Genomic DNA, 15,130 nt, shown 5'->3' with positions numbered 1-15,130 from the left:
CGCCCGCGCGGCCCCCGGGCTCCCGCCCGCGCCGCCCCCGGACTCCCGCCCGCGCGGCCCCCGGGCTCCCGCCCGCGCCGCCCCCGGACTCCCGCCCGCGCCGCCCCCGGGCTCCCGCCCGCGCCGCCCCCGGGCTGAGCGGCCACGCCCGCGCGGCCCCGGGCCGTGCGTCATGACCACGCCGGCCCGGAGAACCCGGGCGTGCGGTCCGGCTCCGGTCAGTAGGGTCGAGTCCGGCGCCGACGACCAGGCCCGCGCAGACGGCCCGCCCCGACGGATGGAGACACGATGAACACGGCCACGAGGACGGACCCGCACACCCCCGGGCAGCCGTCCGGACGGCACGTCGCCGACAGCCACGACGTGATCCGCGTGCACGGCGCCCGCGTGAACAACCTCAAGGACGTCGGCATCGAGATCCCCAAGCGCCGGCTGACGGTGTTCACCGGGGTCTCCGGCTCGGGCAAGAGCTCCCTGGTGTTCGGCACGATCGCCGCGGAGTCGCAGCGGCTGATCAACGAGACCTACAGCGCCTTCGTGCAGGGCTTCATGCCCACACTGGCCCGGCCCGAGGTCGACGTGCTCGAAGGACTCACCACCGCGATCATCGTCGACCAGCAGCGAATGGGCGCCGACCCCCGCTCCACCGTCGGCACCGCCACCGACGCCAACGCGATGCTGCGCATCCTCTTCAGCCGGCTCGGACAGCCGCACATCGGCTCGCCCAAGGCCTTCTCCTTCAACGTCCCCTCCATCAGCGGGGCCGGCGCGGTCACCGTCGAACGGGGCGGGAAGAAGGTGAAGGAGCGACGCGAGTTCAGCATCACCGGCGGCATGTGCCCGCGCTGCGAGGGCCGGGGCCAGATCACCGACCTCGACCTGACCCAGCTCTTCGACGACTCCAAGTCGCTCGCCGAGGGCGCGCTCACCGTCCCCGGCTACAAGGCGGGCGGCTGGAACCACCGCCTCTACAGCGAGTCCGGCCTCTTCCCCCAGGACAAGCCGATCCGCGACTTCACCGGGCCCGAGCTGCACGACTTCCTGCACCGCGAGCCGACCAGGATGAAGATCGCGGGCATCAACATGACCTACGAGGGGCTGGTGCCGCGGATCCAGAAGTCGATGCTCGCCAAGGACCGGGAGGCGATGCAGCCGCACATCCGGGAGTTCGTGGACCGGGCCGTCACCTTCACCGACTGTCCCGACTGCGGCGGCACCCGGCTCAGCGAGGCCGCCCGGTCCTCGCGGATCGACGGCCTCACCATCGCCGACGCCTGCGCCCTGCAGATCAGCGATCTGGCCGCATGGGTCGGCGCTCTGGACGAGCCGTCCGTGGCGCCGCTGCTCGCCACCCTGCGGCAGACCCTGGACTCGTTCGTGGAGATCGGGCTCGGCTACCTCTCCCTCGACCGGCCCGCGGGCACCCTGTCGGGCGGCGAGGCGCAGCGTGTCAAGATGATCCGCCACCTCGGCTCCTCGCTCACCGACACCACGTACGTCTTCGACGAACCCACCACCGGACTGCACCCCCATGACATCCAGCGGATGAACGACCTGCTGCTGCGGCTGCGCGACAAGGGCAACACGGTGCTCGTCGTGGAGCACAAGCCGGAGGTCATCGCGATCGCCGACCACGTCGTCGACCTCGGCCCCGGCGCCGGCACGGCGGGCGGCACGGTGTGCTTCGAGGGCGGCGTCGAGGGGCTGCGGGAGGCGGGCACCGTCACCGGCCGGCACTTCGACGACCGCGCCGCCCTCAAGGAGACGGTGCGCGAACCCACCGGCACGCTGGAGATCCGGGGCGCGAACACCCACAACCTGCGCGACGTCGACGTGGACATCCCGCTCGGCGTGCTCTGCGTGGTCACCGGTGTGGCGGGCTCCGGCAAGAGCTCCCTCGTGCACGGTTCCCTGGGCCGCGGGGCCGCCGGCACGGAGGTGGTGACGGTCGACCAGAGCCCGATCCGCGGCTCCCGGCGCAGCAACCCGGCGACGTACACCGGACTGCTCGACCCGATCCGCAAGGCGTTCGCCAAGGCCAACGGCGTCAAGCCGGCCCTGTTCAGCGCCAACTCCGAGGGCGCCTGCCCTACGTGCAACGGCGCCGGCGTCGTCTACACCGATCTGGCGATGATGGCCGGCGTCGCCGTGACCTGCGAGGAGTGCGAGGGGAAGCGGTTCGAGGCGTCGGTGCTGGAGTACCGCCTCGGCGGGCGCGACATCAGCGAGGTGCTGGCCATGCCGGTGGCCGAGGCCGAGAAGTTCTTCGGCGCGGGCGAGGCACGCACACCCGCCGCGCACCGCATCCTGGGCCGGCTCGCGGACGTCGGCCTCGGCTACCTCACCCTCGGCCAGCCGCTCACCACGCTGTCCGGTGGCGAGCGGCAGCGGCTCAAGCTCGCCACGCACATGGCCGAGAAGGGCGGCGTCTACGTCCTGGACGAGCCGACGGCCGGACTGCACCTCGCCGACGTCGAGCAACTGCTCGGCCTGCTCGACCGGCTCGTCGACTCGGGCAAGTCGGTCGTCGTCATCGAGCACCACCAGGCGGTCATGGCGCACGCCGACTGGATCGTCGACCTCGGCCCCGGCGCAGGCCACGACGGCGGCCGGATCGTCTTCGAGGGCACACCCGCCGACCTCGTCGCCGCCCGCTCCACCCTCACCGGCGAACACCTGGCGGCCTACGTCGGCGCCTGACCCGCCCGGCCGCGACCGGTGTCGGCGGTCCGCCCTGAGGTTCTGCCGAACTCCCGCACCGCGTTCCGGACCAACGGCCTGTGCCGGGAACTGGGACGGTCCGGATACGCCGGGCAGCGTCTCACGATGCTGTTCGGCGGGCCGTTCCGGTCACTGCCGGGCCCCACCCGCGCGGGCGTGCGGCCGGCAACCCCGAACGCACCGACGTCCCGGCAGACTTCCTGCACACCTGCGACCACCACCGCTGCCGCACCGCACTCCGCGGCCACCCACCGATCAGCCGTGTCAACAACGCCACAGGGCAATACACCTAGGGCGTGTTTCGAAAGTCCCGCCTGCCCCGCGACGCCTGGCACGCGCGCTCGCCGCGTTGTCGGGATCGTCCACGTACGCCCGGTACGAGGACGACCCTCCGCCTTGCGATCACACGCACCAGACGCCGCGGGGCCCGCCCTTCGGGCGGACGGCGCCACTTTCGAAACACGCCCTAGTGGACGGAGAGGCCGCCGTCGACGAAGAGCGACTGTCCGGTGACGTAGGCGGAGGCGCGGCCGGCCAGGAAGACCGCCGCGCCCGCGAAGTCCCCGGCCAGACCGTTGCGTCCGATCATCGTGCGCTCGGCCAGCGCCGCCACCTTCGCGGGATCGGAGGACAGCCGCGCGTTCAGCGGTGTCATCACGAAGCCCGGCACCAGGGTGTTGCAGGTGACCCCGTACGGCGACCACGCCTCGGCCTGGGAACGGGCCAGCGATTCCAGCGCCCCCTTGGAGACGCCGTACGCGCCGCTCTGCACGAACGCGCGGTGCGCCTGCTGGGAGGTGACGTGGATGATCCGGCCGAAGCCCCGTTCGGCCATGCCGGGCCCGAACCGCTGCCCGAGCAGGAAGGGCGCCTCCAGGTTCACCGCCATGGTGGTGTCCCACACGTCCTCGCCCAGCTCGCCCATCGGCGGACGCAGGTTCACCCCGGCGCTGTTGACGAGGATGTCCGGCTCGCCGAACACCGCGGCGGCCTCCTCGGCCGCCGCCCGCACCCCCTCGCGGCTGCCCAGGTCGCCGCTGACCCAGGCCGCCCGGCAGCCGTCGGCGACCAACTCGTCCACCGTCTCGGTCAGTTGGTCCTGCTTGCGCGCCACGACGACCACGGCCGCCCCGGCGCGCGCCAGTGCCCCGGCGATGGCCCGGCCGATGCCGGAACTTCCGCCGGTCACCACGGCGACCCGGCCGTCCAGCGAGAACAGTTCGGAGAGGTAGGGGTGCGCGTTCATGCGGGCAGCGTAGACGGCGCACCCGCGGCGGGGGACCGCGGCCGTCGTGCCCGGGTCAGATCCGGAACAGCGAGCCGATGAACTCCGTCAGCAGCCGTTCCTTCAGCCGTACAGGAAGCGCGTCCAGCAGCATCAGCACCGGCGCCATGCGTGTGGGCAACGGGCCTTCGCCGCCGAGGCCGGCGAAGGCCAGCACCGCGGCGACCTCCTCGGGACCGAGGCCGTCGGGATCCAGCCCGGCCGCGAGAGCGGCCGACGCGGGGTCGGGCGCCGGTCCTCGACCCGTGCGGACCGTCTTCACGGCCTCGGTCAGATCGGCCAGCAGCGCCTCCACACGGTCACCGGTCGCCGGTGTCAGCGTCAGGTGCAGGTTGGGCGGCAACGGGCCGAAGGAGAGCTGCGGTTGGAGATACCAGCCGCGCTCGCGCATCTCGTCCGCCAGGCGCAGCACCCCGCCGAGGTCCGGGGCGCCGTCGGCTCCGGTCACGGTGAACGCCACCAGACTGCCCGCCGGTTCGCCCAGCACCCGCACGCCGGGCACGGCTCGCAGCGCCGGGAGCAGCCGGTCGGCGGCGTCCGCGATCCGAGCGGCCAGAGCGGTGTAGCCGTCGTCGCCGATGTGCCGCAGCACCGCCCAGGCCTGGGCCAGCAGCCCGGCGGACTTGGTGCCCTGCACGGTCGGGTTGACCACCGGGTAGCCGGGCCAGCCGGCGTGCGCGAAGTACTGGTGGCGGCGCAGCTCCGCGTCCCGGTAGAGGACGACGGAGGCGCCCTTGTCGGCGTAGCCGTACTTGTGCAGGTCCACCGAGAGCGAGGTCACCCCCGGCACCGAGAGGTCGAACGGCTCCACCTCCCGGCCCGTGCGGCGCAGGAAGGGCAGGAACCAGCCGCCGATGCAGGCGTCCACATGGCACAGCACCCCGCGCGCGGCGGCGGCCGCGGCGATGTCGGCCACCGGGTCCATCACCCCGTGCGCGTAGGACGGTGCCGACGCCACCACCAGGGCCGTCCGGTCGGTCAGCGCCGCCTCGACGGACGGTGCGGGCACCCGGAAGCTCACCGGGTCGACCGGCACCACCACCGCCTCCACGCCCAGATAGTGCGCGGCCTTGTGGAAGGCGGCGTGCGCCGTCGACGGCAGGACCAACTGGGGCCGGGTGACACCGCGTTCGGCCCGGGCGTGATCGCGGGCGGCCTTCACCGCGAGCAGGACCGACTCCGTGCCGCCACTGGTGAAGGCGCCCTGCGCGCCGGGTGTCCCGAGAATCTCGGAGACCGCGCGCACCAGGTCGTTCTCCAGCCGTGCCACGCTCGGGAAGACGGTCGGGTCCAGGCCGTTGACGGTCGCGTACGTCGCGTACGCGGCGGCGGCCAGGTCGTCCAGGCCGGGCAGGCCCGCGTCGTAGACGTAGGCGAACGTACGGCCGCCCCGGGTCGGGGCGTCACCGGCGCGCAGGCCGCGCAGCTCGGCCAGCAGTTCGTCGGCCGGGCGGCCCGGCGGCAGCGCCGCGGGAAAGGAGCCGGGGGCGGATGCGGGGGCGGCGTCGGGTTCGGGGGGCGTCCACACGCCGCTGAGCATGGATCAGCGACGCCCGGTGTGGCAAGGGTGCTTCGGCCCGTGTGCGCGGGCGCCCCCGGCCGGGAGCGGGGGCCGTTTCCCGGCCGGCGGCAGGGCTGTTCCCCTGTCGGCGGGGGGGGCCGCTTCCCGGCCCGGGGGAAGACGGCTGCCCGGCCGGGCGGAGGACGAGTCCCGGCCGGGCAGCCCGTGAGCGTGTCGGGTGGGGCGGCTCAGGAGGTGTGCCGGCGGACCAGGAGATCGGCGACGACCGGCCGGTGGTCGGAGGCGGCCGTGTCGACCGTGCGGGCACGGGTGACGGTGACCTCGGGGGAGACCGTGACGAGATCGATGCGCTTGACCGGGGCGAGCGCCGGATACGTGTCGCCGGCGTCCGGGGCGGCGTCGGCGAGCGGCCCCCACAGGCGGGCCAGTTCCGGGGCGCTCGGTTCCGCGTTGAAGTCACCGACGAGGACCTTGGGCCCGTGGTCCTCGACCAGGACGGCGAGCATGTCGTCGACCTGGGTTCGCCGGACCGACGGATCGGGGCGGTAGTCCAGGTGGGTCGAGTAGATGTGCACCAGGGCGCCCCGGTCTCGGACGGTGACCTCGGCGAAGCCCGGCGCGGGCTCCGGGACGGGGTCGGAGGACTGGGTGGACAGCCGGGTGATCTCGTGGTTCTCGGCGCTCACCACCGGGAGGCGGCTGAGCACCGCGACACCGAACCGCTGCCGCTGGGTGTGCCCGGGGGCCGGCGGCAGGTCGTAGATCGGGGCGAAGAAGGCCCGCATGCGCAGCCGCCGGGCCAGTTCGCGCGCCTCGTCGGTGAAGCCGCTGCGGTCGCCCCAGTGCACGTCGACCTCCTGGAGGCCGATCACGTCCGCGTTCAGAGCGCGGATCGCCCCCGCGGTGCGGTCGAGGTCGAAGACGTCGTCCTCGCCGGCGCCGGCGTGGATGTTGTACGTCGCCACCCGCAGCGGCACCGGAGGGGCCGCCCGGTCTCCGGTGGCCGCCCGGTGGGCGAAGGCCGACTGGTCGGCGGAGGCGACGCCCGGGGACGCCGCGCCGAGCGTGACGGCGGCGGCGCACGCGAGGGCGGCCAGGATTCGGCAGGCGGACGTTCGACTTCTGCGGGTCACACGGTCCTCCATACGGCGTGGGTGGTTGACGTGCCGGCTCACCGAGGTGCGGCGGGGACGATCCGCAGCCTGTTCGGCGCGAGCGCCGCCGCGGGCGGCAGCCGCAGGGGCGCCCGGCCGGGGGTGATGCCGCCGAGCAGGGAGGCGTGCCGGGCTCCGGTGCAGGAGGGCACGGTGGCGGGCAGCCCGTGCACGGTCAGGAATCCCAGGACGGCGAAGGCGAGCGCCTCCTTGGCGCCGGACGGCAGCCCCACGTCGTCGCTGGTCAGAACCGGTATGCCGGGCATCTCCGCGCCGATCATGCGCATCAGTACCGGGTTGCGCGTGCCGCCGCCGGAGACGACGAGTTCGGTGACGCCGTGGGCGCGGCAGGCGTCGGCGACGGTCACCGCGGTGAGCCGCGTCAACGTGGCCAGGACGTCGTCGGGTTCGGGGACGGGCCGGGCGGCGAGCGCGTCCAGCAGGTAGGGCAGGTGGAACAGCTCCTTGCCGGTGGTCTTCGGGGCGGGCCGCCGGTAGTACGGCTCGTCCAGCAGCAGGGACAGCAGCGCGGTGTCGACCCGGCCGGCCGCCGCGCCGCGGCCGTCCTCGTCCCAGTGGCGGGCGCCCGCGGTGAAGTGCCGTACGGCGGCGTCGATCAGCGCGTTGGCGGGGCCGGTGTCGAAGGCGACCGGGTCGGCGTCGCGGGGGACGACGGTCACATTGGCCATGCCGCCCAGGTTGAGGGCGGCGGGCACTCCCGGCCGGCCGCGCAGCAGCAGCGTGTCGACGACGCTGACCAGCGGGGCGCCCTGGCCGCCCGCGGCGACGTCGCGGCTGCGCAGATCGGCCACCACGGGCAGGCCGGTGGCCTCGGCGATCCAGGCGGGCCGGCCGAGCTGGAGGGTGCCGCGGACCAGGCCGTCCTCGACCCAGTGGTGGACGGTCTGCCCGTGCGAGACCACCAGGTCGGCGCTGCCGGAACACAGGGTCTCGACGGCCCGTACGGCGGCGTCGGCGAACGCCTGCCCGATGAGGGTGTCCAGGCGGCAGACGGCCTCCACGGTCGTCCCGGCCGGCGGCAGGGCGGCCTCGATGCCGCGGCGCGGCTCCTCGGGCCAGGGCAGGCTGTGCGCGCCGAGCACGGACATCACCAACTCCTCGTCCTCAAGGCGCAGTTCGGCGGCAGCGGCCTCGATGGCGTCGTAGGAGGTGCCGGACATGAGACCGATCACGCGCATGCTGTCTCCCTACGGGCGGGCGGGCGGTGCGGGGACGGGTGGGCCCGGCGGGGGTGGCCGACGGGGCGGCTCAGAGCGACGGGGCGCCCTGCGGCTGGGTCCCCTCGGTCGCGCCCGGCCCGTCGTCGGAGGCCGTGGCGGAGGCGGGCGCCGACGGCCGGTGGAAGAGGCTCATCGTGCCGCCCACGGCCAGGGTGAGGAGGACCCCGATCGGCACGAGCCACTGCGCGGCGATGCCCGCGGCCACGGTGCTCCCCCCGACGACGGTGTCGATCCTCACGTCCCTGACGACGTACGTCATCACCGCGACCGTCACCACGAACGAGACGAGGGAGTCCACCTCGCTGGCCCGCTTGACCAGGCGGCCGAGGAGGAAGGCGCCGAGCAGGGCGCCGTAGGTGTAGCCGGCGATGGTCAGGCCGGTGAGGTAGACGTTGCCCGTACTGGTGCTGAAGGCGCAGGCGAAGACCGCCATCAGCACGGCCCACACCAGCGTCGTCACCCGCGCCAGCCGCAGCATGGTCTCCTCGTCGGGGGAGCGCCGCAGCAGCGAGCGGATCAGGTCGGAGACGGTCGAGTTGGACATCGAGTTGAGCGCCGAGGACAGCGAGCCCATGGCGGCGCCCAGGATGCCCGCCACCAGCAGGCCCGAGACGCCGACCGGCAGTCCGTGCAGGATGAAGTCCGGATAGAGGTCGTCCGAGCTGCGCAGTCCGAGGTCGGTGAAGCCGCGGCCGTCGTTGTACGACCACAGGAGCGCGCCGACGAGGGAGAACGCCGCGAACTGGACGGTGATGAAGACGCCCGAGCCGATCATCGCCTTCTGGCTGTCGCGCAGGCTGCGGGTGGACAGGATGCGCTGGACGATCAGCTGGTCCGAGCCGTGGCTGGCCATGGCGAAGACGGCGCCGCCGAGGATCGCCGTCGGCAGGGCGAAGGAGTTGGTCAGTACGTGGCGGAGGGAGAAGTCGGTGTCGAAGACCCTGAGGTGGCCGCTGTGCAGCGCGTCGCCGAGGCCGGCCGTCCCGACGTGCCCGGACAGCACCGCGATGGCCAGCACCGCCCCGCCGAGATAGAGCAGCATCTGCACGGCGTCGGTCCAGATCACCGCCTTGATGCCGCCGAGGTAGGTGTAGAGCACGGTGACGGCGGTGACCGCGATGATGATCGTCCGGTAGTCGGCGCCGACGCCCAGCTCGTCCAGCAGCAGTTTGATCGGAATGGCGGAGGCGAACAGGCGGACGCCCTCCGCGAGCAGCCGGGTGACGACGAAGGTGACGGAGGCCAGCCCCTGCAGCCGCGGGCCGAAGCGGTCCCCCAGGTACTCGTAGGCGCTGACGAAGCCGCCGCGCTTGTAGAGCGGGATCAGCAGCGTGGCGACGACGATGCGTCCGATGACGTAGCCCAGGGCGAGTTCGACGTTGCCGAAGGCCTGGGTGCCGTAGGCGCCGCCGGGCACGCTGATCACGGTGAGGACGCTGGTCTCCGTGGCCACGACCGAGAAGCACACGGTCCACCAGGGCATCCGGCCCTCGCCGACGAAGTACTCCGTCGCGGATCTCTGCCGCCCGGACAGACGCAGGCCCAGCCAGGCGATCGCGATGAGGTAGGCGATGATCACTACGAGGTCGAAATGGCGCACGGGCACTTGCTCCTCAGCGGAAGGCGTCGGCAGCGGAACGGCGTCGGCGGAGCGGGGGTCAGGGGTGGGGACGTCCGGAGCCGGGGGTGACCAGAGGTGGTGGGGGAGATCCGGGGTGGGGGAGGGGCCGGAGGCGGTGGGGGGAGGGCCGGAGGTGGGGGGCGAAGCGGTGTCGCCGTGCGGGACGGTGCGCGGCCGGCGGGGGCGCTCACGGTGTGGTGGTGGCCGGTCACTGGCGAGGTGTCGAGTATCAGAAGAGCCCGTACGGGTTGTCAATAAGCAACACCCGCACCCGCGTTCCGCGTTACTTTTTGACAGGCCGCCCGTTTCCGACCGCCTCTCCCCTCCCGTCGAGCGCCCCCATCGAGGACCCCATGGCCCGCAGGACCACCCCTCCCGACCCGGCGGAGCCGGCCGCGCCCGACCCGGCCGCCGCGCCCGACCCGGCCGCCGCGCCGGTCCCGGCCGACCTCCTGCCGGACATCCGCAGGGCGCTGCCCACCCTGGCGCCGGCCGAGAGGCGCGTGGCCGAGGCGGTGCTCGGCGACCCCGCACAGGCGGCGCAGCTGTCCATCGGCGCACTCGCCACCCGCGCCCGGACCTCGGTGACCACCGTCATGCGGTTCTGCCGCGCCGTCGGCCTGCCGAACTACCCGCACCTGCGGCTGGCCCTGGCCGGCGCCGCCGCCCGTGAACACGCGCTGCGCGGCAGGCGGCCGGCCCTCGGCACGGACATCAGCGCCACCGACTCCCTCGAACAGGTGGTTGAAAAGATCATCTACAACGAGGCGCGCTCGCTGGAGGAGACCGGCGCCTCACTCGACGTGGAGACCCTGGGCCGCGCGGTCGACGCCGTGGCCGCCGCCCGGCGGATCGACGTCTTCGGCATGGGCGCGAGCGGTTTCGTCGGCCAGGACCTGCACCAGAAGCTGCACCGGATCGGTCTGATGGCGTTCATCTGGACCGACGTCCACGCCGCCCTGACGGCCGCCGCACTGCTCGGCCCGGCGGACGTGGCGATCGGCATCTCCCACTCGGGCGCCACGGCCGACACGGTCGAGCCGCTCCAGGTGGCGGCCGGGCGCGGCGCCACGACGATCGCCCTGACGAACTTCGCCCGCTCGCCGATCGCCGAGAGCGCCGACCTGCTGCTGACCACCCGCGCCCACGAGACGCCGTACCGGTCCGGTGCCACCGCCAGCCGCATCGCCCAACTCGCGCTCGTGGACTGCCTGTTCGTGGGAGTAGCCCAACGCTCCTACGATCACGCCACCGAGGCCATCAGCGGGACCTGGGGCGCCATCCACGGCCGGGGCACCCGCCGCCTGCCGTCGACACCGCCCGCGAACGACTGACACCGACGGCTGGGACGAGAGGGCCCGGCCGGCCGCGTTCCCCGGCCACCTCGACGGCGCCACGCCCTCGGCACGCCAATTTCCGCGTTCACGGAAAATCGACATGCCGCACACGGAATATTCCTCAGCCGCCCGCCGTGACGGAATTATCGTCCCGCGACGACAGCGGTGACGTGCTACTGTCGACGTCAGTTGCAGTTGTGGTTGCCTGAACGTTTTTTCGACGGGGTGATCATCGCGGCGACCGGAGTCCGCACAGGGCGCACTCCGAGCACCGTCCCCCAAGGAGAAAAAATGGCTACCGGCACCGTGAAGTGGTTCAACTCGGAAAAGGGCTTCGGCTTCATCGAGCAGGACGGCGGCGGCCCCGACGTCTTCGCCCACTACTCGAACATCGCCACCCAGGGCTTCCGTGAGCTGCAGGAGGGCCAGAAGGTGACCTTCGAGATCGGTCAGGGCCAGAAGGGCCCGACCGCCGAGAACATCGTCCCCGCCTGACACCACTGGCACTGACGCATACTTTCGCAGCTGGGGCCCGCACCTTGGGGTGCGGGCCCCAGCTAGCCGTGTTTCAGGTCACCCCGACCCCACACCCCATCGTCATCGGCTCGTTCTCGCGATTCTCTGCGCCGTTCAAGTGCTGCGGGAATTTCTCGGTACGCGCCCGCACCAGGAAAGGTGCTGCATGAGCGGCGCACGCACAACACGCAGATTCGGGCGTTCCACGAACCCCGCCGGCACCGGCCGACCCGTCGGCCCACGCCGGTCCAAAGGCAACGGGCGCAGGCCGGTCGCGGCGCAGGGAGAATTCGCGCTGCCGAAGACGGTGACGCCCGCGCTGCCCGCGGCCGAGTCGTTCGCCGAGCTCGCCATGCCGGCGCGGCTGCTGGAAACCCTCGGCCGGGAAGGCGTGACCGCGCCGTTCCCGATCCAGGCGGCGACCCTGCCGGACTCCCTGGCCGGCCGTGACGTACTCGGCCGTGGCCGCACCGGCTCGGGCAAGACCCTCGCCTTCGGCCTCGCGGTGCTCTCCCGTACGGCGGGCCGGCGCGCCGAACCCCGTCGGCCCCTCGCCCTCGTCCTGGTCCCCACGCGCGAGCTGGCCCAGCAGGTCACCGACGCGCTCACCCCGTACGCCCGCTCCGTGGGGCTGCGGCCGGCCACCGTGGTCGGCGGGATGTCGATAGGCAGGCAGGCCGGTGCGCTGCGGGCGGGCGCCGAGGTCGTCGTCGCGACCCCGGGCCGGCTCAAGGACCTCATCGACCGCGGTGACTGCCGGCTGGACGACGTCGACATCACCGTCCTGGACGAGGCCGACCAGATGGCCGACATGGGCTTCATGCCCCAGGTCACCGCGCTGCTCGACCAGGTGCGCCCCGACGGGCAGCGGATGCTCTTCTCCGCCACCCTGGACCGCAACGTCGACCGGCTGGTCCGCCGCTACCTGAACGACCCGGTGGTCCACTCCGTCGACCCCTCGGCGGGCGCCGTCACCACGATGGAACACCACGTCCTGCACGTCCACGACACGGACAAGCACCAGACGGCCACCGAGATCGCGGCCCGGGACGGCCGAGTGATCATGTTCCTGGACACCAAGCACGCGGTGGACCGGATGACCAAGCACCTGCTGCACAGCGGCGTCCGCGCCGCCGCCCTGCACGGCGGCAAGTCGCAGCCGCAGCGCACCCGGACCCTCGCGCAGTTCAAGAGCGGACTGGTGACGGCACTGGTGGCGACCAACGTCGCGGCGCGCGGCATCCACGTCGACAACCTCGACCTGGTCGTCAACGTGGACCCGCCCAGCGACCACAAGGACTACCTGCACCGCGGCGGCCGGACCGCCCGCGCCGGCGAGTCCGGCAGCGTGGTCACCCTGGTGACCCCCGACCAGCGCCGCGCGATGAGCCGGCTGATGGCGGCGGCCGGCATCAGCCCGCGGATCACCCCGGTACGCGCGGGCGACGCGGAGCTGAACCGCATCACGGGCGCCCAGACGCCCCCCGGTGTCCCGGTGGTCATCACGGAGCCGGCCCCGGAACGCGCCCCGCGCCGGGCCAAGCCCTCGTCGGCCCGCGGCCGTCGCGGCGGCGCCGCCAAGGGCCGTCCCACCGGCGAAGCGCCGCGCCGCGGACCGCGCCGCCGGCCCGGCGGCGCCGACACCGCCGCCTAGTCCGCTCGTTCGGATCGGGCCGGGCCCGGGGGCCCGGCACCGCCCGTGTCCCCGCGGTCCGGCCCGATCCGCTGATCCGCTCCCGCCCCCGGTACGCCCGCTCCCCTTCTCCCTGTGAGGCGCCATGCGCTGTGTCATCGCCCGGTACCCGTTCGAGCTGACCCCGGCCGGGGTGCTCGCTTCCATGAAGGGCGTCAAGCCCGAGGCCATCACGGGTGAGTCCGTGACCATCGGCCGCCGCCGCTACCCCGTCAAGCAGGTGGGCGCGGTCATCACCGGACAGGACCGCCGTGACTTCACCGGCGGCGAGGTCACCCGGGCCATGGCCCGCCTCGGCTTCACCTGCCACGCCCACCCCGAGGCCGCGCCCGCTCCCACTCCGCTGCAGGCGGCATCGGAGCTGCTCGGCGGCACGCCCGACCTCCCGTGACCTTCCGCGACCTTTGGTGAACGGCGCCCGCACGGCGTCGAACGCCTCCGGACCCGAACGCCTCGAGGCCCTGGTGCCACACCGCACCAGGGCCTTCGCAGCGCCCGGCGGCAAGGTGTCACGACAGCGGGCGATCCGCTGAGAGAAGTCCTTCGGTCCTCCGGTGCTGAGACGCGGAGCCTTGGTACACGTCCGTGACGATGCCGGCCGGCCCTGCGAAGGGGAGGAACGTGGCGCGGTCACGTCGGCCGGCCGGAAGGTCGGCCGGGGCGTGGCGCGGTGTGTTCCCAGGGGATTCGGGGGGTCTGCCGGTCGCCTCATCGCGGGCGGAGGGAGGTGAGCCAGCGGGCGTCCTGGAACTCGGGTGGGACCTCGTCCTCCCATGGGTCGATCCCGCGGCGCTCCAGCTCGTCGAACCACCGGTCCCGCTGCGACTCGGGAAGGCGCCGTCCGCACCAGGGGCAGAACTCGATGGTGATGTGCGACCGGCCGCCGTCGTGGACGATCAGCCCGTACTCCTGGAACTCGGCCGAGAAGTCGATCAGCGCGTCCGGACAGTCGAAAGGGTCGTCGTGCTGGTCGCAGCGCGCGTTCACGCGGTCGGTCATCGCCTCGCAGCAGTGCGGGGCGGGTGTGGCGGGCGCGCTGTGCGCGGTCATGGTCTCGGCCCCCCGTCGGTCCGCGTCGTCATCGAAAACAGATCGGAAACAGATCGGAAGTAGATCACGACGCCGGCCGACGGAGAGCCTCGGCCCGGCGGGGCCCTACTTGATGCCCGTCGTGGCGATCCCCTGCGTGATCTGTCGCTGGAAGACCAGGAAGACCGCGATGAGGGGGAGGAGGCCGAGGACGGAGGAGGCCATGACCTCGGCGTACTGGATGTTGGTGTTGTTCACCAGGGAGGCCAGGCCGACGGGGATGGTCTGGGACTTGGTCTGGTTGAGGACCAGCAGGGGCCACAGGAAGGAGTTCCAGGAGGTGATGAAGGTGAGGATCGCGACCGTGGACAGGGCCGGGCGGCAGATGGGCATGCACACCGTCGCGTACACCCTCCACCAGCTCGCCCCGTCGATGCGCGCGGCCTCGATCAGCGGCATGGGGATGCCGCGGAAGAACGCCTGGAAGACGAAGACCGAGACCGGCGCCGCGACCGACGGCAGGATCAGGGCCCAGAAGGTGCCGAGCAGGTGCAGGGACCGGTACTCGATGAACTGCGGCAGCACCAGAGCCTCGCTCGGCAGCATCAGGCCCGCCGCGACCAGCGCCATGACCACGGCCCGGCCGCGGTAGCGCAGGAAGGCCAGCGCGAAGCCCGCCATCGAGCAGAAGGCCACCGTGAACACGACGGCGAGGGTCGAGATGACCAGGCTGTTGAGGTACCAGGTGCCGATCGGGTAGTTGTCCCACGCGTAGGAGTAGGCGTGCAGCGACCAGCCGCCGGCGAACGGCGAGGTCGGGTCCTGGGTGATCGACCCGTCCGCGCGCAGCGAGGTGACCAGCGCCCACACGAAGGGCACCAGCCAGATCAGGGCGAACAGGGTCAGGCACACGGCGCAGAGCCGGTTGAAGAGCTTCGCGCCGTCGACGGCCGGCGTGCCCTGCCGCGCGGCGGCCGTGGGGCGGGTGGTGATGATGGTCATGGGGTCCTC

At 72.9% G+C, this 15,130-nt stretch carries 12 protein-coding genes and 1 pseudogene; 6 read left to right on the top strand and 7 right to left on the bottom strand.

Annotated elements, in window-relative coordinates; genetic code table 11:
• Positions 1 to 288: 288 nt before the first annotated feature.
• On the top strand, positions 289 to 2,700 hold the full coding sequence (locus ACH5A8_RS30150) for an ATP-binding cassette domain-containing protein (RefSeq protein ID WP_399007130.1): 2,412 nt from the start codon (positions 289 to 291) through the stop codon (positions 2,698 to 2,700).
• A gap of 188 nt (positions 2,701 to 2,888) precedes the next feature.
• Positions 2,889 to 3,014, top strand: a pseudogene (locus tag ACH5A8_RS30145) (IS481 family transposase); the annotation flags it as partial.
• Between the two features lie 173 nt (positions 3,015 to 3,187).
• On the opposite strand, the gene ACH5A8_RS30140 reads toward ACH5A8_RS30145, so the two are convergent.
• From ACH5A8_RS30140 to ACH5A8_RS30120, 5 genes are all read right to left on the bottom strand, one after another.
• Complete coding sequence (locus tag ACH5A8_RS30140; RefSeq protein ID WP_399007129.1) at positions 3,188 to 3,967, bottom strand: SDR family NAD(P)-dependent oxidoreductase; 780 nt, start codon at positions 3,965 to 3,967, stop codon at positions 3,188 to 3,190.
• 55 nt (positions 3,968 to 4,022) lie between these two features.
• A complete protein-coding gene (locus ACH5A8_RS30135; RefSeq protein WP_399007128.1) occupies positions 4,023 to 5,546 on the bottom strand; it encodes a pyridoxal phosphate-dependent decarboxylase family protein in 1,524 nt (507 codons plus the stop codon).
• Between the two features lie 209 nt (positions 5,547 to 5,755).
• On the bottom strand, positions 5,756 to 6,673 hold the full coding sequence (locus tag ACH5A8_RS30130) for an endonuclease/exonuclease/phosphatase family protein (protein WP_399007127.1): 918 nt from the start codon (positions 6,671 to 6,673) through the stop codon (positions 5,756 to 5,758).
• Positions 6,674 to 6,699: 26 nt separating this feature from the next.
• A complete protein-coding gene (locus ACH5A8_RS30125) occupies positions 6,700 to 7,881 on the bottom strand; it encodes an anhydro-N-acetylmuramic acid kinase (RefSeq protein WP_399007126.1) in 1,182 nt (393 codons plus the stop codon).
• Between the two features lie 70 nt (positions 7,882 to 7,951).
• A complete protein-coding gene (locus tag ACH5A8_RS30120) occupies positions 7,952 to 9,523 on the bottom strand; it encodes a sodium:solute symporter (protein ID WP_399007125.1) in 1,572 nt (523 codons plus the stop codon).
• Positions 9,524 to 9,897: 374 nt separating this feature from the next.
• Here ACH5A8_RS30120 and ACH5A8_RS30115 point away from each other — a divergent pair, with 374 nt between their 5' ends.
• From ACH5A8_RS30115 to ACH5A8_RS30100, 4 genes are all read left to right on the top strand, one after another.
• Complete coding sequence (locus ACH5A8_RS30115) at positions 9,898 to 10,878, top strand: MurR/RpiR family transcriptional regulator (RefSeq protein ID WP_399007124.1); 981 nt, start codon at positions 9,898 to 9,900, stop codon at positions 10,876 to 10,878.
• Between the two features lie 294 nt (positions 10,879 to 11,172).
• On the top strand, positions 11,173 to 11,376 hold the full coding sequence (locus tag ACH5A8_RS30110) for a cold-shock protein (RefSeq protein ID WP_360981329.1): 204 nt from the start codon (positions 11,173 to 11,175) through the stop codon (positions 11,374 to 11,376).
• Positions 11,377 to 11,563: 187 nt separating this feature from the next.
• Positions 11,564 to 13,051: a DEAD/DEAH box helicase gene (locus ACH5A8_RS30105; RefSeq protein ID WP_399007123.1), complete on the top strand. Its 1,488-nt coding sequence runs from the start codon at positions 11,564 to 11,566 to the stop codon at positions 13,049 to 13,051.
• A gap of 124 nt (positions 13,052 to 13,175) precedes the next feature.
• Positions 13,176 to 13,481: an SCO5918 family protein gene (locus ACH5A8_RS30100; RefSeq protein WP_399007122.1), complete on the top strand. Its 306-nt coding sequence runs from the start codon at positions 13,176 to 13,178 to the stop codon at positions 13,479 to 13,481.
• A gap of 317 nt (positions 13,482 to 13,798) precedes the next feature.
• Here the strand turns inward: ACH5A8_RS30100 and ACH5A8_RS30095 are convergent, their stop codons facing one another.
• Together ACH5A8_RS30095 and ACH5A8_RS30090 are read right to left on the bottom strand one after the other, a co-directional pair.
• Entirely contained in the window at positions 13,799 to 14,140 is a 342-nt protein-coding gene (locus ACH5A8_RS30095) for a DUF6980 family protein (RefSeq protein WP_399007121.1), read from the bottom strand.
• 105 nt (positions 14,141 to 14,245) lie between these two features.
• The gene (locus ACH5A8_RS30090) at positions 14,246 to 15,121 is read right to left on the bottom strand and encodes a carbohydrate ABC transporter permease (protein WP_399007120.1); all 876 of its coding nucleotides are present in this window, start codon (positions 15,119 to 15,121) and stop codon (positions 14,246 to 14,248) included.
• Between the last annotated feature and the right edge of the window lie 9 nt (positions 15,122 to 15,130).

This window comes from Streptomyces sp. NPDC018610 (assembly GCF_044391765.1).
Lineage (GTDB): Bacteria > Actinomycetota > Actinomycetes > Streptomycetales > Streptomycetaceae > Streptomyces.
Note: the sequence above shows the minus strand (reverse complement) of the source record. Positions and strands in the feature narration are given on the sequence as shown.

Coding starts and splice junctions, on each gene's coding strand:
- ACH5A8_RS30140 (WP_399007129.1), bottom strand. CDS start 3,967: ATGAACGCGCACCCCTACCTCTCCGAACTGTTCTCGCTGGACGGCCGG.
- ACH5A8_RS30105 (WP_399007123.1), top strand. CDS start 11,564: ATGAGCGGCGCACGCACAACACGCAGATTCGGGCGTTCCACGAACCCC.
- ACH5A8_RS30110 (WP_360981329.1), top strand. CDS start 11,173: ATGGCTACCGGCACCGTGAAGTGGTTCAACTCGGAAAAGGGCTTCGGC.
- ACH5A8_RS30095 (WP_399007121.1), bottom strand. CDS start 14,140: ATGACCGCGCACAGCGCGCCCGCCACACCCGCCCCGCACTGCTGCGAG.
- ACH5A8_RS30130 (WP_399007127.1), bottom strand. CDS start 6,673: ATGGAGGACCGTGTGACCCGCAGAAGTCGAACGTCCGCCTGCCGAATC.
- ACH5A8_RS30150 (WP_399007130.1), top strand. CDS start 289: ATGAACACGGCCACGAGGACGGACCCGCACACCCCCGGGCAGCCGTCC.
- ACH5A8_RS30100 (WP_399007122.1), top strand. CDS start 13,176: ATGCGCTGTGTCATCGCCCGGTACCCGTTCGAGCTGACCCCGGCCGGG.
- ACH5A8_RS30115 (WP_399007124.1), top strand. CDS start 9,898: ATGGCCCGCAGGACCACCCCTCCCGACCCGGCGGAGCCGGCCGCGCCC.
- ACH5A8_RS30135 (WP_399007128.1), bottom strand. CDS start 5,546: ATGCTCAGCGGCGTGTGGACGCCCCCCGAACCCGACGCCGCCCCCGCA.
- ACH5A8_RS30090 (WP_399007120.1), bottom strand. CDS start 15,121: ATGACCATCATCACCACCCGCCCCACGGCCGCCGCGCGGCAGGGCACG.
- ACH5A8_RS30125 (WP_399007126.1), bottom strand. CDS start 7,881: ATGCGCGTGATCGGTCTCATGTCCGGCACCTCCTACGACGCCATCGAG.